The organism is Pseudomonas fluorescens (genome assembly GCF_019212185.1).
Lineage (GTDB): Bacteria > Pseudomonadota > Gammaproteobacteria > Pseudomonadales > Pseudomonadaceae > Aquipseudomonas.
Window position 1 is genome coordinate 1,265,426 of sequence record NZ_CP078138.1, and the last position, 20,767, is coordinate 1,286,192.

The window sequence follows — 20,767 nt, forward strand, 5'->3', positions numbered from 1 at the left end:
ATCCTGCGGGTGTGAACCCAATTGCAAAATCGACACAGAGCCCTGTGGGCGTGCCCGCAATAGCCGTCTATCAGGCAAATCAGTTTTGAATGTATGTCCGCATCGCGGGCAAGCCTGCTCCCACAGTGGTCAGGAACGGAACAAAAAAAGGGAGGCCATCACTGGCCTCCCTTTTTCATTGCGCTTTACCGATTACAGACTGGCAATCCGCGCGTGCTGCTCGGCCAACTTGCCCAGAGCCTGTTCGGCTTCGGCCAGTTTGGCGCGTTCTTTTTCGATGACTTCGGCCGGGGCCTTGTCAACGAAACCGGCGTTAGACAGCTTGCCGCCAACCCGCTGCACTTCACCTTGCAGGCGCTGGATTTCCTTGTCCAGACGCGCCAGTTCGGCACCCTTGTCGATCAGGCCGGCCATCGGCACCAGTACTTCCATCTCGCCGACCAGAGCGGTAGCGGACAGCGGTGCTTCTTCACCAGCGGCGAGGACAGTGATCGATTCGAGCTTCGCCAGCTTCTTCAGCAGCAGTTCGTTTTCGCTGAGGCGACGCTGGTCTTCGGCACTGACGTTCTTCAGGAACAGCGGCAGCGGCTTGCCCGGGCCGATGTTCATTTCGCCACGGATGTTACGCGTGCCGAGCATCAGGCCCTTGAGCCATTCGATATCGTCTTCGGCGGCCTGGTCGATGCGTGCTTCGTTGGCCACTGGCCAAGGTTGCAGCATGATCGTTTTGCCTTCGACACCGGCCAGCGGCGCGATGCGCTGCCAGATTTCTTCGGTGATGAACGGCATGAACGGATGCGCCAGGCGCAGGGCCACTTCCAGCACGCGAACCAGGGTGCGGCGGGTGCCGCGCTGACGTTCGATCGGGCCGTTTTCGTCCCACAATACCGGCTTGGACAGTTCCAGGTACCAATCGCAGTACTGGTTCCAGATGAACTCGTACAAGGCTTGCGCCGCCAGGTCGAAACGGAACTGGTCGAGTTGACGGGTGACTTCGGCTTCGGTGCGTTGCAGTTGGGAAATGATCCAGCGATCCGCCAGCGACAGTTCGTAGGCCTCGCCGTTCTGGCCGCAGTCTTCGCCCTTGTCGAGGACGTAGCGCGCAGCGTTCCAGATCTTGTTGCAGAAGTTGCGATAGCCTTCAACGCGGCCCATGTCGAACTTGATGTCGCGACCGGTGGAGGCCAGCGAGCAGAAGGTGAAGCGCAGGGCATCGGTGCCGTAGCTGGCGATACCGTCGGCGAACTCGTCGCGGGTCTGCTTCTCGATCTTTTTCGCCAGTTTCGGCTGCATCAGGCCGGAGGTGCGTTTCTGCACCAGGGCTTCAAGCTCGATGCCGTCGATGATGTCCAGCGGGTCAAGCACGTTACCCTTGGACTTGGACATCTTCTGGCCTTGGCCATCACGCACCAGGCCGTGCACGTACACGGTCTTGAACGGAACCTGCGGTGTGCCGTCCTCGTTTTTCACCAAATGCATGGTGAGCATGATCATCCGGGCAACCCAGAAGAAAATGATGTCGAAGCCGGTCACCAGGACGTCGGTGGAGTGGAACTTCTTGAGGAATTCGGTCTGCTGCGGCCAGCCAAGGGTCGAGAAGGTCCACAGGCCTGAACTGAACCAGGTGTCGAGTACGTCGTTGTCCTGCTGCAGGGCAACGTCGGCGCCGAGGTTGTTCTTGGCCCGCACTTCGGCTTCGTCGCGACCGACATAGACCTTGCCCGACTCGTCGTACCAGGCCGGAATCCGGTGGCCCCACCACAGTTGGCGGCTGATGCACCAATCCTGGATGTCACGCATCCACGAGAAGTACATGTTTTCGTACTGTTTCGGCACGAACTGGATGCGACCGTCTTCAACGGCGGCAATCGCCGGCTCGGCCAGCGGCTTGGTGGACACATACCACTGGTCGGTCAGCCAAGGCTCGATGATGGTCCCGGAGCGGTCGCCCTTTGGCACTTTCAGACCGTGGTCGTCGACGCTGACCAGCAGGCCCGCAGCTTCGAAGGCGGCAACGATCTGCTTGCGCGCTTCGAAACGATCGAGGCCTACGTATTCGGCCGGGATCTTGCCGTCGATGCTGTCGTTCAGTGTGCCATCGAGGTTGAACACCTGGCAGGCCGGAAGGACTGCAGCGTTCTTGTCGAAGATGTTCAGCAGCGGCAGGTTGTGGCGCTTGCCGACTTCGTAGTCGTTGAAATCGTGTGCCGGGGTGATTTTCACGCAGCCGGTGCCGAATTCAGGGTCGCAGTAATCGTCGGCGATGATCGGGATGCGGCGGCCCACCAGTGGCAGCTCGACAAACTTGCCGATCAGGGCCTGGTAGCGCTCGTCGTTCGGGTTCACCGCGACGGCGGAATCGCCGAGCATGGTTTCCGGACGGGTGGTCGCGACGATCAGGTAATCATTGCCTTCGGCGGTTTTCGCGCCATCGGCCAGCGGGTATTTCAGGTTCCACAGGAAACCTTTCTCGTCGTGGTTTTCCACTTCAAGGTCGGAAATCGCCGTGTGCAGCTTGGTGTCCCAGTTGACCAGGCGCTTGCCGCGGTAGATCAGGCCGTCTTCGTGCAGGCGCACGAACGCTTCCTTGACCGCTTCCGAGAGGCCGTCATCCATGGTGAAGCGCTCGCGGCTCCAGTCCACGGACGAGCCGAGGCGACGGATCTGACGGCTGATATTGCCGCCGGACTCTTCTTTCCATTCCCAGACTTTTTCGAGGAATTTTTCCCGGCCCAGGTCGTGGCGATTCTGGCCCTTGGCTTCGAGCTGACGCTCAACCAGCATTTGCGTGGCGATACCGGCGTGGTCGGTGCCCGGCTGCCACAGGGTGTCGCGACCCTGCATGCGGCGGAAACGGATCAGGGCGTCCATGATCGCGTTGTTGAAGCCATGACCCATGTGCAGGCTGCCGGTGACGTTCGGCGGTGGAATCATGATGGTGTAGGAATCGCCCGCGCCTTGCGGGGCGAAGTAGTTCTCGGACTCCCAGGTGTTGTACCAGGAAGTTTCAATGGCGTGCGGCTGGTAGGTCTTATCCATGCGCGGCGGGACCCTATTGGCATTTATTCAGGAAAAGCCGGCAAGTATAGCGGGGATGACGCCCGGGGCGTAGGGCGAGCTGATGGCAGGGGTGAGAAAACTCGCGGTTTTTTTGCTGTCACCGTCGCTGGGCGCTCCTCGTTAAGGAGGGTGCGTCCTGAAGTCAGTCTCGGATGCCAACCGTTGAAGAGGGAGTGGAACTGCTAAATGACTTTTCGTTTACATGTAAGGACTTTCCCTACAAGTTTGCGGGTTTGAGCAAGGTAAGTGTGTGGGTAATATTCGACCGGCACTGGAGCGCCATTGTTATCTGCGCGTGATAGCTGCAAATCACACATTGGGTTACACGTATTACATGGAGTGTTTATGGCTATTAAAAAGTTAGCGCTGTTGATCCCCTTCCTGTTGTCGAGCACGGCCTGGGCGGGCGTCATCGAGCACTGCCCGAAAGTCGCCGATATCAAGGAGGTGGGCACCGCCAGCTACACGGCGCCAACCGTCAGCGGTGAGGGCCAGTGGCACGGTACTTCGCAAGGCGCGGGCGGACCTGTCGTCGGCTTTGACGAGGCGATCTTCAAGGCTCATGGCGAGCCGGCCGAAGGTGAGGTGGTCGGCGAGTTGCTGCACTGTGGCTACAGCCTGCGCGATGGTGGCAAGTTGGATATGCGTTTCAAGCAGGAAGGTACTGTTATCAAAATCAAGTCTGGCGGCGCTTGGGAGCAGTGGTACAGCCAATATTACTGTGAGGATAAAACCGACGGTGGTTGTGCCTTCAAAGAATTGAAGCGTCCAACTAAAGGCTGACTCAGTAACATTCAAACAAGGAGCGAGTCATCTCGCTCCTTTTCGTGTTGGCAATCAATTCTCGTACTGACTCAACAAGCGTTCCATCCGCGCATCCAGCCGACGCTTGATTTCGGTTTCGATGTGCGGAGCGAAGTCGTCGATCACGTCTTGCATGATCAGTTGCGCGGCGGCGCGCAGTTCGCCGTCCAGGTGCAGCATCACGTCAGCAGCCTGTTGCGCAGTGCTGGCCGCCGGCGGAGGAGGTGCTTGTACCGCGGGTGCGGGTGGTGCGGGCTCTTCGATGGCTTCAGCCGGCGCAGTGCCGCCGACCTGATCGAACAGCATCGGAATCTGGCCTTCTTCGCTGACACTATCGACCGTTTCGACGGTATCGGTCAGCAGGGGCGGTTGCAGGTTGTCGTCGCCGAGCAGTTGGCGGATCGACTCAAGGTCGTCCAGCAGGTGCGCGGATTTTTTCAGCGGGTTTGGCGTGTCCATGGGGTACTCAGATTCGCTGTAGCCGGTGATCTTGCAGAGGATAGCCCTGTTCGCGGTAGAAGCGGAAACTCTCCCGCGCGGCCTGACGAATTGCCGGATCTTCCACCACCACTTCAGCCACGCGGGCGAAGCGCTGGGCAAAGGTCGGGACCTTGAGGTCGAGGTTAACCAACAGATCCTGATGAGAGCCTGGATCTTCGCCCAGGCCCAATACGATCAAGCCGTCCGGTTCACGTTCGGCGGCACCGTGGGGGACGAAGGTTTCGCCCTTGAAGGCCCAGAGCCGGGCATCGAGGTCGTCGCGTTGCGCGGCATCGCTGCAATGCAAATAGATGCGATGACCCATGCGCCAGGCTTTTCCCGTGAGTTTGCAGGCGAAGTCCAGGCGTGCCGACGGGTCGGCGCTGGGCAGGATATAAAAGTCGACTTTGGTCATTGCGGTTCCTGAGCCACAAGTGGCGCCCCATAAAGGACGCCACTCGCGGTCATCGGTTTCAGGCCTTGGCGCGATCCAGCAGGTATTGGGTCAGCAGGGGGACCGGGCGGCCGGTGGCGCCCTTGTCCTTGCCGCCGCTGATCCAGGCGGTGCCGGCGATATCCAGGTGCGCCCAGTTCAGGTTCTTGGTGAAGCGCGACAGGAAGCAGGCGGCGGTGATGGTGCCTGCCTTCGGCCCGCCAATGTTGGCGATGTCGGCGAACGGGCTGTCCAGTTGTTCCTGGTACTCATCGAACAGCGGCAGTTGCCAGGCGCGGTCGTCGGCGGCCTTGCCGGCGCTGAGCAGTTGTTCGATCAGTTCGTCGTTGTTGCCCAGCAGGCCCGAGGTGTGCGAGCCAAGGGCGACGATGCAGGCGCCGGTCAGTGTGGCGATGTCGATCACGGCCTGTGGCTTGAAGCGCTCGGCGTAGGTCAGGGCATCGCACAGCACCAGGCGGCCTTCGGCGTCGGTGTTGAGGATTTCAACGGTCTGGCCGCTCATGGTGGTGACAATGTCGCCAGGACGTGCAGCGTTGCCGCTTGGCATGTTTTCGGCGCATGCCAGAATGCACACCAGGTTGATCGGCAGTTTCAGTTCGAGCACGGCACGCAAGGTGCCGAACACGCTGGCGGCGCCGCCCATGTCGTACTTCATTTCATCCATGCCGGCGCCAGGCTTGAGGCTGATGCCGCCGGTATCGAAAGTGATGCCTTTGCCAACCAGGGCGTACGGTTTCTCGGATTTCTTGCCACCGTTGTATTGCATGACGATCAGGCGCGGCGGCTGGGCGCTGCCCTGGCCAACGGCGTAGAACGAGCCCATGCCCAGTTCCTTGATCTTCTTCTCGTCAAGCACTTCGACTTTCAGGCCCTTGAACTCTTTGCCGAGGTTCTTTGCCTGCTCGCCGAGGAAGGTCGGGTGGCAGATGTTCGGCGGCAAGTTGCCGAGGTCGCGGGTGAACGACATGCCGTTGGCAATGGCAGTGGCGTGGGTCACTGCGCGCTGCACTTCAGCCTGGGCTGCCTTGATGGTCAGCAGGGTGATTTTCTTCAGTGCGCGAGGTTCGGCTTTCTGGCTCTTGAACTGATCGAAGGTGTATTCGCCGTCCACCAGGGTTTCCGCCAGCAGGCGGGTCTTGCCATAGCTGTCGCGACCCTTGACCACGACTTCGTCCAGCGCCAGTGCGGCATCGCCGCCACCCAGGCCCTTGAGGGTGTTCAGTACGCCAGCGACGATTTTGCGGAACGGACGGTCGCCCAGTTCGGCGTCCTTGCCCACGCCCACCAGCAGCACGCGCTCGGCCTTGATGTTGGGCAGGTTGTGCAGGAGCAGGCTTTGGCCGACTTTGCCGGCGAGGTCGCCGCGCTTGAGGATGGCGCTGATGGCGCCACCGGAGAGTTCGTCGATCTGCTGAGCGACGTTGCCGAGTTTGCGGCCTTCGCCGACGGCAACCACCAGGGTGGCGGTCTTCAACGTTTCTGGGCTAACGCTTTTTACAACCAGTTCCATGTCCGGGTCCCTGAATAAATGGTCAAAGTGCAACGGCACGCACGTTTGCTTCTATATTGAAAAGGCGCTGCTACAGCCAGCGACAAAGGCCGCAGTGTGAACCTCGCCAGCGGCGCCTGACAACCCTTGCGCCGCTGATCTTTGAGGCTTTGCGCGCCGGCTTGAGCGTGCGCAGTGACAGGCGCGGTCAATCACAGGATAATGCCGCAACTTTTTCGGCGGCTCATTCCTGAGAGCCGCTGTTTGCTTGTTTGGCCGCCTTAGCCTGACAACCCTGGAGTGTCTGGTTTGATTGTCTTCCGTTATCTGTCCCGAGAAGTCCTGGTGACCCTGAGCGCCGTCAGCGCCGTGCTATTGGTCATCATCATGAGTGGGCGCTTTATCAAATACCTGGCCCAGGCTGCGGCCGGCCTGCTGGACCCGGGCTCGCTGTTCCTGATCATGGGCTTCCGCCTGCCGGGGTTCCTGCAACTGATCCTGCCCCTGGGGCTGTTCCTGGGGATTCTGCTGGCGTATGGCCGGCTGTACCTGGAAAGCGAAATGACCGTGTTGTCCGCGACCGGTATGAGCCAGCAGCGGCTGTTTGTTTACACATTGTTTCCAGCGACCCTGGTGGCCTTGCTGGTTGCCTGGCTGAGCCTGGGCCTGGCACCGCAAGGGGCCAATCAGTTCCAGTTGCTGCTGAACAAGCAGGATGCCCTGACTGAGTTCGATACCCTGGAGCCAGGGCGTTTCCAGTCTCTGCGCGACGGTACGCGGGTGACCTATACCGAAACGCTGACGGACGACCGCATCAACCTCGCCGGCGTGTTCATTTCGCAGAAGAATCAAGGCTCGGAAACCAAGGATCGCGGGATTTCGGTGTTAGTGGCTGAAAAAGGTCGTCAGGAAATCAAGCCCGACGGCAACCGCTACCTGATCCTCGACAACGGCTACCGCTACGACGGCAACCCGGGGCAGGCCGACTACCGGGTCATCAAGTACGACACCTATGGCGTGCTGCTGCCCAAGCCGGATGTCAGTGACGAAGTGACCGACCGCGATGCGATCAGCACTGCCAACCTGCTGGGCAGCGACGACGTGCGTTCGCGCGCCGAGTTGCAATGGCGCATGTCCCTGCCGCTGCTGGTGTTTATCGTGACCCTGATGGCGGTGCCGCTGGCGCGAGTCAATCCGCGCCAGGGCCGATTCCTCAAGCTGTTGCCGGCAATCCTGCTGTACATGGCCTACCTGACCATCCTGATTGCCGCTCGCGGCGCCCTGGAGAAAGGCAAGCTGCCGGCGTCGCTGGGCTTGTGGTGGGTGCACGGGATATTCCTGGTCATCGGCCTCGGATTGCTTTATTGGGAACCCTTGCAATTGAAGCGGGCGAGTCGCCGTGCGTTGGAGGTGACCCGTGGTTAAGCTCGATCGCTACATTGGCAGCAGTGTATTCATGGCCATTCTGGCCGTGCTGGGGATCATCCTCGGGTTGGCGACACTCTTCGCCTTCATCGATGAAATGGGCGATGCCAGCGACACCTATACCGTGATGGATGTCCTGAGCTATGTGCTGCTGACCGCGCCACGCCGGCTGTATGACATGTTGCCGATGGCCGCGCTGATTGGCTGCCTGATCGGCCTCGGCAGCCTGGCCAGCAACAGCGAATTGACCATCATGCGCGCTGCGGGCGTGTCGATTGGCCGTATCGTCTGGGCGGTCATGAAGCCGATGCTGTTGCTGATGGTCGCCGGCGTGCTGATTGGCGAATATGTGGCGCCGGCCACGGAAACCATCGCTCAGGCCAATCGTTCGCTGGCCCAAGGCAGTGGCGATTCGCAAAGCGCCAAGCACGGCCTGTGGCACCGTCAGGGCGAGGAGTTTATTCACGTCAACTCGGTGCAGCCCAACGGCCGTCTATATGGCGTAACTCGTTATCGCTTCGATAATGAGCGGCACCTGGTGTCGTCGAGTTTTGCCAAGCGTGCTGAGTTTGATACCGATCACTGGCAACTGAGCGACGTCACCACCACCCTGTTCCACGACAAGAGCACTGAAGTAGTAAGCACTCCGATCGAGCGCTGGGATGTGGCGTTGAGTCCGCAATTGCTGAGCACGGTGGTGATGGCGCCCGAGTCGCTGTCGATCAGTGGTCTGTGGGGCTATATCCACTACCTGGCTGACCAGGGCCTGAACAACGGGCGCTACTGGCTGGCATTTTGGGTCAAAGTGTTGCAGCCACTGGTCACCGCTGCGCTGGTATTGATGGCCATCTCCTTCATCTTCGGTCCTTTGCGTTCGGTGACCCTCGGTCAGCGAGTGTTCACCGGGGTGCTGGTGGGTTTCACCTTCCGTATCGTCTCGGATTTGCTGGGTCCTTCGAGCCTGGTGTTCGGCTTCTCGCCGTTGTTCGCAGTGCTGGTTCCGGCCGCGGTCTGCGCCTTGGCGGGCCTGTTCCTGATGCGCCGAGCCGGCTGACGAGCGGTATACAGCGTCGCGCCGGACACTCAAAAACGCCCCGTTCACCAGAGCGGGGCGTTTTTGCATCCGGGCTTCATGCTGCAAACGTGACGCTTGCCCAGTGATTCAGGTACAATTCCCGGCTATTTTTCGGCGGGCCATGCCTGCAGCCTTTTTGAGTGTTGATCCGTGAGTGATTTGAGTCATATCCGCAATTTCTCCATCATCGCCCACATTGACCATGGCAAGTCGACGCTGGCCGATCGCTTCATCCAGATGTGCGGCGGCCTGGCCGAGCGTGAAATGGAAGCCCAGGTACTGGACTCCATGGACCTTGAACGCGAGCGCGGCATCACCATCAAGGCGCACAGCGTCACCCTGTATTACAAAGCCAAAGATGGTATCAACTACCAACTGAACTTCATCGATACCCCGGGCCACGTTGACTTCACTTATGAGGTCAGCCGTTCGCTGGCGGCCTGTGAAGGTGCGCTGCTGGTGGTCGACGCCGGTCAGGGTGTCGAGGCGCAATCGGTTGCCAACTGCTACACGGCGATCGAGCAGGGTCTGGAAGTGATGCCTGTCCTGAACAAGATCGACCTGCCACAGGCTGATCCTGAGCGGGTGAAGGAAGAAATCGAGAAAATCATCGGCATCGATGCCACCGACGCCGTCACTTGCAGCGCCAAGACCGGCCTGGGTGTCGATGAGGTGCTCGAGCGCTTGGTGACTACCATTCCCGCGCCGACCGGCAATATCGAAGATCCGCTGCAGGCGTTGATCATCGACTCCTGGTTCGACAACTACCTGGGCGTTGTGTCTCTGGTACGCGTGCGTCATGGCCGGGTGAAGAAGGGCGACAAGATTCTGGTCAAATCCACCGGCAAGATCCATCTGGTGGACAGCGTCGGTGTATTCAATCCGAAACACACCCCGACCGCTGATCTGAAAGCCGGCGAAGTGGGCTTCATCATCGCCAGCATCAAGGACATTCACGGCGCGCCAGTCGGCGATACCCTGACCTTGAGCTCGACCCCTGACGTCGACGTGCTGCCAGGCTTCAAGCGTATTCAGCCGCAGGTCTATGCCGGTCTGTTCCCGGTCAGCTCCGACGACTTCGAAGACTTCCGTGAGGCGCTGCAAAAACTCACCCTGAACGACTCGTCGCTGCAGTACACCCCGGAAAGCTCCGACGCCCTGGGCTTCGGCTTCCGTTGTGGGTTCCTCGGCATGCTGCACATGGAAATCATCCAGGAGCGCCTGGAGCGCGAATACAACCTGGACCTGATCACCACGGCGCCGACGGTAATCTTCGAGCTGCTGCTCAAGACTGGCGAAACCATCTACGTCGATAACCCGTCGAAGCTGCCGGACCTGTCGACCATCGAGGACATGCGCGAGCCGATTGTGCGCGCCAACATCCTTGTGCCGCAGGAGCACCTGGGTAACGTCATTACCCTGTGCATCGAAAAACGCGGCGTGCAGGTCGACATGCTGTTCCTCGGCACTCAGGTTCAGGTTACCTATGACCTGCCAATGAACGAAGTGGTATTGGACTTCTTCGATCGCCTGAAATCCACCAGCCGCGGCTATGCTTCGCTGGACTACCATTTCGATCGCTACCAATCAGCTAATCTGGTCAAGCTGGATGTGCTGATCAACGGCGACAAGGTCGACGCCCTGGCGCTGATCGTGCACCGCGACAACTCGCACTACAAAGGTCGCCAGTTGACCGAGAAGATGAAAGACCTGATTCCTCGGCAGATGTTCGACGTGGCCATCCAGGCCGCCATTGGCGGTCAGATTGTGGCGCGGACAACTGTCAAGGCACTCAGAAAGAACGTATTGGCCAAATGCTACGGTGGTGACGTCAGCCGTAAGAAGAAACTGCTGGAGAAGCAAAAGGCCGGTAAAAAACGCATGAAGCAGGTCGGCAACGTGGAAATTCCACAGGAAGCCTTCCTTGCAGTGCTCAGGTTGGATAGTTAGGTCCTATGTCACTAAATTTCCCGCTGTTGCTGGTCATCGCTGTCTTCGTCTGCGGTTTGTTGGCCTTGCTCGACCTGGTGTTTCTGGCGCCGCGTCGGCGTGCCGCCATTGCCTCCTATCAGGGCACGGTCAGCCAACCGGACCAGGTTGTGGTCGAGAAGCTGAACAAGGAGCCGATGCTGGTTGAATACGGCAAATCGTTCTTTCCGGTGCTGTTCATCGTGCTGGTGTTGCGTTCGTTTCTGGTGGAGCCGTTCCAGATTCCGTCGGGTTCGATGAAGCCGACCCTGGATGTCGGCGACTTCATCCTGGTGAACAAGTTCTCTTACGGGATCCGCTTGCCGGTGCTCGACAAGAAAATCATCGAGGTGGGTGATCCGCAGCGCGGTGATGTGATGGTGTTCCGTTACCCGAGCGACCCGAACGTCAACTACATCAAGCGTGTGGTCGGCCTGCCGGGCGACCAGATTCGCTACACCGCTGACAAGAAACTGTTCGTCAATGGCGAGTCGATTGCCGAACAACTGGTCGGCTCCGAGCCGGGAACCCTGGGCAGCGCCGAGCTGTACAAGGAAAAACTCGGTGCGGCCGAGCACATGATCCGCAAGGAAATGACGCGCTATCGCGCCACTCCTGACCGTCAGTGGACAGTGCCTGCCGGGCACTACTTCATGATGGGCGACAACCGCGATAACTCGAACGACAGTCGCTACTGGGATGACCCGAACATTCCCAAGAACCTGCTGGGCATGGTTCCCGACCAGAACATCGTCGGCAAGGCCTTCGCGGTCTGGATGAGCTGGCCTGAACCAAAACTCAGCCACCTGCCGAATTTCTCGCGGGTTGGCCTGATCAAGTAATCCCACACGGCGCTGTTGAATACAGCGCCGAGTGTTTTTCTGGAACCCGCAGACGGTTGTTGAAAAGCATTGAAGCCACGATATTCAGGAAGTAATTTTTGAACACAGCGTTATTTGTCCCAGGCCTTCGCAGCGATGCTGTGAGGGAAGTCGGCCACGAACTCAGCGTGGGTAAACCGTGAGCGTCTCTTTAAGTCGTCTTGAGCGTCAGCTCGGCTACACCTTCAAGGACCAGGAACTGATGGTCCTGGCCCTCACTCATCGCAGCTTTGCCGGGCGCAACAACGAACGCCTGGAATTCCTCGGTGACGCCATCCTTAACTTTGTCGCCGGTGAAGCCCTGTTCGACCGCTTCCCGCTGGCCCGCGAAGGCCAGTTGTCGCGTTTGCGCGCGCGTCTGGTGAAAGGCGAGACACTGGCGGTACTGGCGCGTGGTTTTGACCTGGGCGAGCATTTGCGCCTGGGCTCCGGCGAGCTGAAAAGTGGTGGCTTCCGTCGTGAGTCGATCCTGGCCGATGCCCTCGAGGCGCTGATTGGTGCGATCTACCTCGACGCTGGCATGGACATGGCGCGTGAGCGGGTACTGGCCTGGCTGGCGTCTGAGTTCGAGAGCCTGACCCTGGTCGACACCAACAAGGATCCGAAGACCCGCCTGCAGGAATTCCTGCAGTCGCGTGCCTGTGAGCTGCCGCGTTACGAAGTGGTGGATATCCAGGGTGAGCCGCATTGCCGGACGTTCTTCGTCGAATGTGAAATCACCTTACTGAACGAAAAAAGCCGTGGCCAGGGCGTCAGCCGTCGTATTGCCGAACAGGTAGCGGCCGCTGCAGCACTGATCGCCCTGGGCGTGGAGAATGGCCATGACTGATACAAACGTAACTCGCTGTGGCTATGTCGCCATCGTTGGCCGCCCGAACGTGGGCAAGTCGACCCTGCTGAACCACATCCTGGGCCAGAAGCTGGCGATCACTTCGCGCAAGCCGCAGACCACCCGCCACAACATGCTCGGGATCAAGACCGAAGGCGACGTGCAAGCTATCTACGTCGACACCCCCGGCATGCACAAAGGCGGCGAGAAGGCCCTGAACCGCTATATGAACAAGACCGCTTCGGCGGCGTTGAAAGACGTCGACGTGGTGATCTTCGTGGTTGACCGGACCAAGTGGACCGAAGAAGACCAGATGGTGCTTGAGCGCGTGCAATACGTCACCGGCCCGTTGATCGTGGCGCTGAACAAGACTGACCGCATCGAAGACAAAGCCGAGCTGATGCCGCACCTGAGCTGGTTGCAGGAGCAGTTGCCGAACGCCCAGGTCATCCCGATTTCGGCTCAGCACGGTCACAACCTCGACGCGCTGGAGCGTGTGATCGCCGAGCACCTGCCGGAAAACGATCACTTCTTCCCGGAAGACCAGATCACCGACCGCAGCAGCCGCTTCCTCGCCGCCGAACTGGTGCGTGAGAAAATCATGCGCCAGATGGGCGCCGAGCTGCCGTACCAGATCACCGTGGAAATCGAAGAGTTCAAGCAGCAGGGCAAGACCCTGCACATCCACGCGCTGATCCTGGTCGAGCGTGACGGTCAGAAGAAGATCATCATTGGCGACAAGGGCGAGCGGATCAAACGCATCGGCACCGAAGCGCGCAAGGACATGGAGCTGCTGTTCGACTCCAAGATCATGCTCAACCTGTGGGTCAAGGTGAAGGGCGGCTGGTCCGACGACGAGCGCGCCTTGCGTTCGCTGGGTTACGGCGACTTGTAAGCTACACCAGACCCTTGTAGAAGCGGGCTTGCCCGCGAAGGCGGAGTGACATTCAACATCTTTTTTGAATGCTGCATCCCCTTCGCGGGCAAGCCCGCTCCTGCATTGGGTTGTGTCGATCTCAAAAGTGGTGGCACCCCGTCAGCGAGACACGCATGTCCTCGAATCCACCGCCCAGCCAACCCGCCTACGTCCTCCACTCCCGCGCCTACCGCGAAAACAGCGCGCTGGTCGATTTCATCACCCCACAGGGTCGCTTGCGGGCGGTGTTGCGCAGTGCGCGGGGCAAGGCCGGGACGCTGGCGCGGCCGTTCGTGCCGCTGGAAGTCGAGTTTCGCGGGCGTGGCGAGCTAAAGAATGTCGGGCGCATGGACGGAGCAGGTATTCCCACCTGGCTCAATGGCGAGGCGCTGTTCAGCGGCTTGTACCTCAATGAGCTGCTGATTCGCCTGCTGCCCGCCGAAGATCCCCATCCCGCGGTATTCGAGCACTATGCCGCGACCTTGCTGGCCCTGGCCGAAGGCCGTGCGCTGGAACCCTTGCTGCGCTCGTTCGAATGGCGCCTGCTGGATGACCTCGGCTATGGCTTTGCGTTGACCAGCGATATCCACCAGCAACCAATCGAGGCGACGGGCATGTACCGCTTGCAGGTCGATGCCGGGCTGGAGCGGGTCTACCTGGTGCAGCCGGGATTGTTCAGCGGCGCCGAGCTGTTGGCCATGGCTGAAGCCGATTGGGGCGTGCCCGGCGCGCTGTCTGCGGCCAAGCGCCTGATGCGCCAGGCGCTGGCGGTTCATCTGGGTGGTCGTCCGCTTGTCAGTCGCGAGCTGTTTCGCAAGCCCTGATCACCCCGTATGCTGTGCACCGAACTTTCTCTTCCTCTGGAGCGTTTTCCGTGACCACCAGCACTCGCATTCTTCTTGGCGTGAATATCGACCACGTTGCCACCCTGCGTCAGGCCCGGGGCACTCGTTACCCTGACCCGGTCAAGGCAGCGCTGGACGCGGAAGAGGCGGGGGCCGATGGCATCACCGTGCATTTGCGCGAGGACCGCCGGCACATCCAGGAGCGCGACGTGTTGCTGCTCAAGGATGTGCTGCAAACCCGGATGAACTTCGAAATGGGCGTCACCGAGGAAATGATGGCGTTCGCCGAGCACATTCGCCCGGCGCACATCTGCCTGGTGCCGGAAACCCGCCAGGAACTGACCACCGAAGGCGGCCTGGATGTCGCGGGGCAGGAGGCGCGGATCAAGGCGGCGGTGGAGCGTCTGGCGAAGATCGGCTGCGAAGTGTCGCTGTTCATCGATGCCGACGAGCGCCAGATCGAAGCCTCGAAGCGGGTCGGCGCCCCGGCGATCGAGCTGCACACCGGGCGCTACGCTGATGCCCAGACACCCAGCGAAGTCGCCGAAGAGCTGCAGCGCGTGGCCGATGGCGTGGCCTGTGGCCTGGCCCAGGGCCTGATCGTCAATGCCGGTCACGGCTTGCACTACCACAACGTCGAAGCGGTAGCGGCGATCAAGGGCATCAATGAGTTGAACATCGGCCACGCGCTGGTGGCCCATGCGCTGTTTGTCGGCTTCAAGTCGGCGGTGGCCGAGATGAAGGCGCTGATTGTGGCGGCTGCGGCCAAGGCCTGAAAATCAACCTCTGTAGGAGCGAGCCTGCTCGCGATGCGGTCTGACATTCACCGTTGATGTGTCTGACATATCGCATCGCGAGCAGGCTCGCTCCTACAGTGTCATGCGCTGGCCGTCACAGCGGCGCCGGCTCTTCCGGCGGCTTGGTCTTGTCGATCCCCGGCACATGCAGGTTGCCTTCGGCGACCTGGTCGCCTTCCAGTTGCGGCTGCGTGACCCAGGTCAGGATGTCGTAGTAGCGGCGGATGTTGGCCACGAAATGCACCGGCTCGCCGCCACGGGCGTAGCCATAACGGGTCTTGCTGTACCACTGTTTCTGCGACAGGCGCGGCAAGATCTTCTTCACATCAAGCCATTTGTCTGGATTCAGCCCCTCCTTGGCGGCCAGCTTGCGCGCGTCATCCAGGTGGCCGCTGCCGACGTTGTAGGCCGCCAGGGCAAACCAGGTGCGATCAGGCTCCTTGATCGAGTCGTCGAGCTGATCCTTCATGTAGGCCAGGTACTTGGCGCCGCCCATGATGCTCTGTCGGGCATCCAGGCGGTTGGACACGCCCATCGCCTGCGCGGTGTTCTGGGTCAGCATCATCAGGCCGCGCACGCCGGTTTTGGAAGTGACGGCCGGTTGCCACAGGGATTCTTGATAGCCAATCGCGGCCAATAGCCGCCAATCGACTTTCTCTTTCTTGGCGTAGGTCTTGAAGTGCTGTTCGTACTTGGGCAGGCGCTGCTGCAAGTGCTGGGCAAAGGTATAGGCGCCGACGTAGCCGAGCACGTCGACATGCCCGTAGTAGCGGTCCTTCAGACGTTGCAGGGTGCCGTTTTTCTCGACCTTGTCGAGAAACTCGTTGATCTCGTTGAGCAGGCTGTTGTCATCGCCGGCGGCCACGGCCCAGCTCTGGTTACTGGCATCGCCAAGGTCGAAAGCCACCCGGACGTTGGGGAAGTACACCTGGTTCATCGCGACTTCGTTGGAGTCGACCAGGGTCAGGTCGATCTGACCTTCATCCACCATGCGCAGCAGATCGACCACTTCCACAGCGTCAGACTCTTCGTATTCGATCCTGGGATTTTTTGCCTTCAATGCCGCCAATTGTTCGGCATGGGTGCTGCCCTTGAGCACCATGATCTTCTTGCCTGCCAGGTCGGCTGCATTGGTGGGGCGCGACTGGCCGTTGCGGTAGATGATCTGCGGGGTAACTTCCAGATAGGAGTGGGAAAACCGCACTTGCGCCTTGCGTTGCTCGCTGCTGACCAGGCCGGCAGCAGCGATCACGGGACCGTTGGGCTTGCCCACCTGTTCAAAGAGGTCGTCGAGGTTGTCTGCGGTCTCGATCTTCAGCTCCACCCCCAGATCGTCGGCAAAGCGCTTCACCAGCTCGTATTCGAAGCCGGTTTCACCGTTGCGGTCCTGGAAGTAGGTGGCCGGGCTGTTACGCGTGATCACGCGCAGCACGCCATCCTCCTTTACGCGCTCCAGGGTGTTGGGTTTATCAACACAGCCGCTGAGCATCAGGAAGAGTCCGGTTGCGATGAGCCATTTGGCGAATCGCGGACGCAAAGCCATTGGGGAAAACATCTGCGCAGTATACGCAAAGGACCACGGCCGCCATATCTCGACAGCAAGGGGCTTGTCTGCTAGAGCGCGAAAAAGCGGCGCAAAGCCCGTAAAAACGGCTGTCTGCCAGTGATTTTCAGTACCAAATCATTCCCGGCCGACGGCCTTAATGAGCATTGGTTATAGCTCATGAGCCCCTGGCCGACGTTCGGGCAATACCGGGCGTAGCGTTTCGGGTGCTGTCGCGGGCGGTTTAGGCTAGAATGCACGGCCTCAAAGCACACCCCCTTCCCGAGGCTGTCCCGAAGATGTTGATCCTGCGCGGCGCTCCTGCCCTTTCTGCCTTTCGCCACAGCAAACTCCTAGAGCAACTGAGCCAGAAGGTTCCGGCTGTCAGTGGCCTCTATGCTGAATTCGCTCACTTCGCCGAAGTCACCGGCGTCCTGACCGGCGACGAACAGCAGGTGCTTGCGCGCCTTCTGAAGTACGGCCCAAGCGTTCCGGTACAAGAGCCAAGTGGCCGACTGTTCCTGGTGTTGCCACGTTTCGGCACCATTTCGCCCTGGTCGAGCAAGGCCAGCGACATTGCCCGTAACTGCGGCCTGGCAAAAATCCAGCGCCTGGAGCGTGGCATCGCGTTCTATGTCGCCGGTGAGTTCACAGACGCCCAGGCCCAGTTGATCGCTGACGGCCTGCACGACCGCATGACCCAGATCGTGCTGGAGAACCTCGAGCAGGCTGCCGGCCTGTTCAGTCATTCCGAGCCCAAGCCGCTGACCGCGATCGACGTGCTGGGTGGCGGTCGCGCCGCGCTGGAAAAAGCCAACGTCGAGCTGGGCCTGGCCCTGGCCGAAGACGAGATCGACTATCTGGTCAACGCCTTCGTCGGCTTGAAGCGCAACCCGCACGACATCGAACTGATGATGTTCGCCCAGGCGAACTCCGAGCACTGCCGTCACAAGATTTTCAACGCCAGTTGGGACATCGACGGTGAGAGCCAGGAAAAAAGCCTGTTCGGCATGATCAAGAACACCTATCAGATGCACAGCGAAGGCGTACTGTCCGCTTATAAGGACAACGCTTCGGTGATCGTCGGTTCGGTGGCCGGTCGTTTCTTCCCGGACCCTGAAACCCGCCAGTACGGCGCGGTGCAGGAGCCGGTGCACATCCTGATGAAGGTCGAAACCCACAACCACCCGACCGCGATCGCCCCGTTCCCGGGCGCATCCACCGGTTCCGGCGGCGAGATCCGCGACGAAGGCGCCACCGGTCGCGGCGCCAAGCCAAAGGCTGGCCTGACCGGTTTCACCGTGTCCAACCTGCAGATTCCTGGCTTCGAACAGCCGTGGGAAGTGCCGTACGGCAAGCCAGAGCGCATCGTCAACGCCCTCGACATCATGATCGAAGGCCCGCTGGGCGGCGCCGCGTTCAACAACGAGTTCGGCCGTCCGGCCCTGACCGGTTACTTCCGTACCTTCGAACAGTCCATCAGCACCCCGCATGGTGATGAAGTTCGCGGTTACCACAAGCCGATCATGCTCGCAGGCGGCATGGGTAACATCCGCGAAGAACACGTCAAGAAAGGCGAGATTCTGGTCGGCTCCAAGCTGATCGTGCTCGGCGGCCCGGCGATGTTGATCGGCCTGGGTGGCGGTGCCGCTTCCTCGATGGCCACCGGCACCAGCTCGGCCGATCTGGACTTCGCTTCGGTTCAACGCGAAAACCCGGAAATGGAGCGCCGTTGCCAGGAAGTCATCGACCGTTGCTGGCAACTGGGTGACAAGAACCCGATCAGCTTCATCCACGACGTGGGTGCCGGTGGTCTGTCCAACGCCTTCCCGGAACTGGTCAACGACGGCGACCGTGGTGGCCGTTTCGAATTGCGTAACATTCCAAACGACGAGCCGGGCATGGCCCCGCACGAAATCTGGTCCAACGAATCCCAGGAGCGTTATGTCCTGGCGGTTGGCCCGGCTGATTTCGAGCGCTTCAAGGCGATCTGCGAACGTGAGCGTTGCCCGTTCGCCGTGGTCGGCGAAGCCACTGCCGAACCGCAGCTGACCGTGACCGACAGCCACTTTGGCAACAGCCCGGTGGACATGCCACTGGAAGTGTTGCTGGGCAAGGCGCCACGCATGCACCGTTCGGTGGTTCGTGAAAATGAACTGGGCGACGATTTCGATCCGTCGACCCTGGACATCGCCAACTGCGTCGAGCGCGTCCTGCATCACCCGGCCGTGGCCAGCAAGAGCTTCCTGATCACCATCGGCGACCGCACCATCACCGGCCTCGTGGCGCGTGACCAGATGGTCGGCCCTTGGCAGGTGCCGGTGGCTGACGTGGCCGTTACCGCCACCAGCTTCGACGTCTATACCGGTGAAGCCATGGCCATGGGCGAGCGTACCCCGCTGGCCCTGCTGGACGCTCCGGCGTCGGGCCGTATGGCGATCGGCGAGACCCTGACCAACATTGCCGCCTCGCGCATTGCCAAGCTTTCCGACATCAAACTGTCGGCGAACTGGATGTCGGCAGCCGGTCACCCGGGCGAAGACGCACGTCTGTACGACACCGTGAAAGCGGTCGGCATGGAACTGTGCCCTGAGCTGGGTATCACCATTCCGGTGGGCAAGGACTCGATGTCCATGGCCACGCGTTGGAACGAGGAAGGTGTCGACAAGACCGTGACCTCGCCGATGTCGCTAATCGTCACCGGCTTCGCGCCAGTGACCGACATCCGTCAGACCCTGACCCCACAACTGCGCATGGACAAGGGTACCACCGACCTGATCCTGATCGACCTCGGTCGTGGTCAGAACCGCATGGGCGCCTCGATCCTCGCCCAGGTTCACGGCAAGCTCGGTTCCCAGGCTCCGGACGTCGACGACGCCGAAGACCTGAAAGCCTTCTTCGCGGTGATCCAGGGCCTCAACGCCGACGGCCACCTGCTGGCGTACCACGACCGTTCCGACGGTGGCCTGCTGACCAGCGCCGTGGAAATGGCCTTCGCCGGTCACTGTGGTCTGAGCCTGAACCTCGACGGCCTGGCGGAAACGTCGGCTGACATCGCCGCAATCCTGTTCAACGAAGAGTTGGGTGCGGTGATCCAGGTTCGCCAGGACGCCACCCCGGACATCCTCGCGCAGTTCAGCGCTGCCGGTCTGGGCGACTGCGTCTCGGTGATCGGTCAGCCGATCAACAATGGCGAAGTCAGCATCACCTTCAACGGCGAAACCGTATTCGAAGGCCAGCGCCGTCTGCTGCAACGCCAATGGGCGGAAACCAGCTACCAGATCCAGCGCCTGCGTGACAACGCCGACTGCGCCGATCAAGAGTTCGACGTGGTGCTGGAAGAAGACAACCCGGGCCTGAGCGTCAAGCTCAGCTTCGACGTCAACCAGGACATCGCTGCGCCGTACATCAAGAAAGGCATCCGCCCACAGGTTGCCGTGCTGCGCGAGCAGGGTGTCAACGGTCAGGTGGAAATGGCTGCAGCCTTCGACCGCGCCGGTTTCAGTGCGATCGACGTGCACATGAGCGACATTCTGGCCGGCCGCGTCGACCTGAACGAGTTCAAGGGCCTGGTGGCTTGCGGTGGCTTCTCCTACGGCGACGTACTGGGTGCCGGTGAAGGCTGGGCCAAGTCTGCGTTGTTTAACAGCCGTGCCCGCGATGCGTTCCAGGGTTTCTTCGAGCGCAACGACAGCTTCACCCTCGGCGTGTGCAACGGTTGCCAGATGATGTCCAACCTGCACGAGTTGATCCCGGGCAGCGAGTTCTGGCCGCACTTCGTGCGTAACCGCTCGGAGCAGTTCGAAGCCCGTGTGGCCATGGTCCAGGTCCAGGAATCGAACTCGATCTTCCTGCAGGGCATGGCCGGTTCGCGCATGCCGATCGCCATCGCTCACGGTGAAGGTCATGCCGAGTTCGAAAGCGAAGAGGCACTGCTCGAAGCCGACCTGTCCGGTTGCGTGGCGCTGCGTTTTGTCGACAACCACGGCAAGGTCACCGAAAGTTACCCGGCCAACCCGAACGGTTCGCCGCGCGGGATCACCGGCCTCACCAGCCGCGACGGTCGCGTGACCATCATGATGCCGCACCCGGAACGTGTGTTCCGCGCCGTGCAGAACTCGTGGCGCTCGGACGACTGGAACGAAGACGCTCCGTGGATGCGCATGTTCCGTAATGCTCGGGTCTGGGTGAACTAAGAACG

General features: G+C 60.6%; 15 protein-coding genes. 10 read left to right on the forward strand and 5 right to left on the reverse strand.

Annotated elements, in window-relative coordinates; genetic code table 11:
* Positions 1 to 192 precede the first annotated feature (192 nt).
* Positions 193 to 3,039 carry a valine--tRNA ligase gene (locus tag KW062_RS05470; RefSeq protein ID WP_027618647.1) on the reverse strand — a complete coding sequence of 949 codons (2,847 nt, stop codon included), beginning with the start codon at positions 3,037 to 3,039 and terminating at the stop codon, positions 193 to 195.
* Positions 3,040 to 3,405: 366 nt separating this feature from the next.
* On the opposite strand from KW062_RS05470, the gene KW062_RS05475 reads away from it, so the two are divergent.
* Complete coding sequence (locus tag KW062_RS05475; protein ID WP_105755124.1) at positions 3,406 to 3,843, forward strand: DUF3757 domain-containing protein; 438 nt, start codon at positions 3,406 to 3,408, stop codon at positions 3,841 to 3,843.
* Positions 3,844 to 3,897: 54 nt separating this feature from the next.
* Here the strand turns inward: KW062_RS05475 and KW062_RS05480 are convergent, their stop codons facing one another.
* Genes KW062_RS05480 through KW062_RS05490 form a run of 3 tightly spaced genes read right to left on the reverse strand, consistent with a single transcriptional unit; the run spans position 3,898 to position 6,308 of the window.
* Positions 3,898 to 4,323 (reverse strand): hypothetical protein, encoded by a 426-nt coding sequence (locus KW062_RS05480; RefSeq protein WP_027618649.1) that lies wholly within the window; start codon positions 4,321 to 4,323, stop codon positions 3,898 to 3,900.
* 7 nt (positions 4,324 to 4,330) lie between these two features.
* Complete coding sequence (locus KW062_RS05485) at positions 4,331 to 4,759, reverse strand: DNA polymerase III subunit chi (RefSeq protein ID WP_105755125.1); 429 nt, start codon at positions 4,757 to 4,759, stop codon at positions 4,331 to 4,333.
* Positions 4,760 to 4,817: 58 nt separating this feature from the next.
* Entirely contained in the window at positions 4,818 to 6,308 is a 1,491-nt protein-coding gene (locus KW062_RS05490; protein ID WP_027618651.1) for a leucyl aminopeptidase, read from the reverse strand.
* A 288-nt stretch (positions 6,309 to 6,596) separates the two neighbouring features.
* Between KW062_RS05490 and lptF the strand changes: the two genes are divergently transcribed.
* The 8 genes from lptF to pdxJ all read left to right on the forward strand — a co-directional run bounded on the left by lptF (position 6,597) and on the right by pdxJ (position 15,002).
* Positions 6,597 to 7,712, forward strand: coding sequence for an LPS export ABC transporter permease LptF (lptF, locus tag KW062_RS05495; RefSeq protein ID WP_027618652.1), 1,116 nt, complete (start codon positions 6,597 to 6,599; stop codon positions 7,710 to 7,712).
* Positions 7,705 to 8,766 (forward strand): LPS export ABC transporter permease LptG, encoded by a 1,062-nt coding sequence (gene lptG, locus KW062_RS05500; protein WP_027618653.1) that lies wholly within the window; start codon positions 7,705 to 7,707, stop codon positions 8,764 to 8,766. Before lptF ends, lptG begins: the two co-directional genes overlap by 8 nt.
* Positions 8,767 to 8,937: 171 nt before the next feature.
* Positions 8,938 to 10,737 carry a translation elongation factor 4 gene (lepA, locus tag KW062_RS05505; protein ID WP_027618654.1) on the forward strand — a complete coding sequence of 600 codons (1,800 nt, stop codon included), beginning with the start codon at positions 8,938 to 8,940 and terminating at the stop codon, positions 10,735 to 10,737.
* A 5-nt stretch (positions 10,738 to 10,742) separates the two neighbouring features.
* Positions 10,743 to 11,597, forward strand: a complete 855-nt coding sequence (gene lepB / locus KW062_RS05510; RefSeq protein WP_027618655.1) for a signal peptidase I — start codon at positions 10,743 to 10,745, stop codon at positions 11,595 to 11,597.
* Positions 11,598 to 11,775: 178 nt separating this feature from the next.
* Positions 11,776 to 12,465: a ribonuclease III gene (gene rnc / locus KW062_RS05515; RefSeq protein WP_027618656.1), complete on the forward strand. Its 690-nt coding sequence runs from the start codon at positions 11,776 to 11,778 to the stop codon at positions 12,463 to 12,465.
* Entirely contained in the window at positions 12,458 to 13,360 is a 903-nt protein-coding gene (gene era, locus KW062_RS05520) for a GTPase Era (protein WP_027618657.1), read from the forward strand. Before rnc ends, era begins: the two co-directional genes overlap by 8 nt.
* A 155-nt stretch (positions 13,361 to 13,515) precedes the next feature.
* The gene (gene recO / locus KW062_RS05525) at positions 13,516 to 14,205 is read left to right on the forward strand and encodes a DNA repair protein RecO (protein ID WP_105755126.1); all 690 of its coding nucleotides are present in this window, start codon (positions 13,516 to 13,518) and stop codon (positions 14,203 to 14,205) included.
* A 50-nt stretch (positions 14,206 to 14,255) separates the two neighbouring features.
* Complete coding sequence (gene pdxJ, locus KW062_RS05530; protein ID WP_027618659.1) at positions 14,256 to 15,002, forward strand: pyridoxine 5'-phosphate synthase; 747 nt, start codon at positions 14,256 to 14,258, stop codon at positions 15,000 to 15,002.
* Between the two features lie 115 nt (positions 15,003 to 15,117).
* Here the strand turns inward: pdxJ and mltF are convergent, their stop codons facing one another.
* Positions 15,118 to 16,578 carry a membrane-bound lytic murein transglycosylase MltF gene (gene mltF / locus KW062_RS05535; RefSeq protein WP_105755127.1) on the reverse strand — a complete coding sequence of 487 codons (1,461 nt, stop codon included), beginning with the start codon at positions 16,576 to 16,578 and terminating at the stop codon, positions 15,118 to 15,120.
* Between the two features lie 287 nt (positions 16,579 to 16,865).
* On the opposite strand from mltF, the gene purL reads away from it, so the two are divergent.
* Positions 16,866 to 20,762 (forward strand): phosphoribosylformylglycinamidine synthase, encoded by a 3,897-nt coding sequence (gene purL, locus KW062_RS05540; protein ID WP_105755128.1) that lies wholly within the window; start codon positions 16,866 to 16,868, stop codon positions 20,760 to 20,762.
* Positions 20,763 to 20,767 lie beyond the last annotated feature (5 nt).

Coding starts and splice junctions, on each gene's coding strand:
- KW062_RS05475 (WP_105755124.1), top strand. CDS start 3,406: ATGGCTATTAAAAAGTTAGCGCTGTTGATCCCCTTCCTGTTGTCGAGC.
- KW062_RS05480 (WP_027618649.1), bottom strand. CDS start 4,323: ATGGACACGCCAAACCCGCTGAAAAAATCCGCGCACCTGCTGGACGAC.
- purL (WP_105755128.1), top strand. CDS start 16,866: ATGTTGATCCTGCGCGGCGCTCCTGCCCTTTCTGCCTTTCGCCACAGC.
- KW062_RS05485 (WP_105755125.1), bottom strand. CDS start 4,759: ATGACCAAAGTCGACTTTTATATCCTGCCCAGCGCCGACCCGTCGGCA.
- recO (WP_105755126.1), top strand. CDS start 13,516: ATGTCCTCGAATCCACCGCCCAGCCAACCCGCCTACGTCCTCCACTCC.
- mltF (WP_105755127.1), bottom strand. CDS start 16,578: ATGTTTTCCCCAATGGCTTTGCGTCCGCGATTCGCCAAATGGCTCATC.
- era (WP_027618657.1), top strand. CDS start 12,458: ATGACTGATACAAACGTAACTCGCTGTGGCTATGTCGCCATCGTTGGC.
- lepB (WP_027618655.1), top strand. CDS start 10,743: ATGTCACTAAATTTCCCGCTGTTGCTGGTCATCGCTGTCTTCGTCTGC.
- KW062_RS05470 (WP_027618647.1), bottom strand. CDS start 3,039: ATGGATAAGACCTACCAGCCGCACGCCATTGAAACTTCCTGGTACAAC.
- KW062_RS05490 (WP_027618651.1), bottom strand. CDS start 6,308: ATGGAACTGGTTGTAAAAAGCGTTAGCCCAGAAACGTTGAAGACCGCC.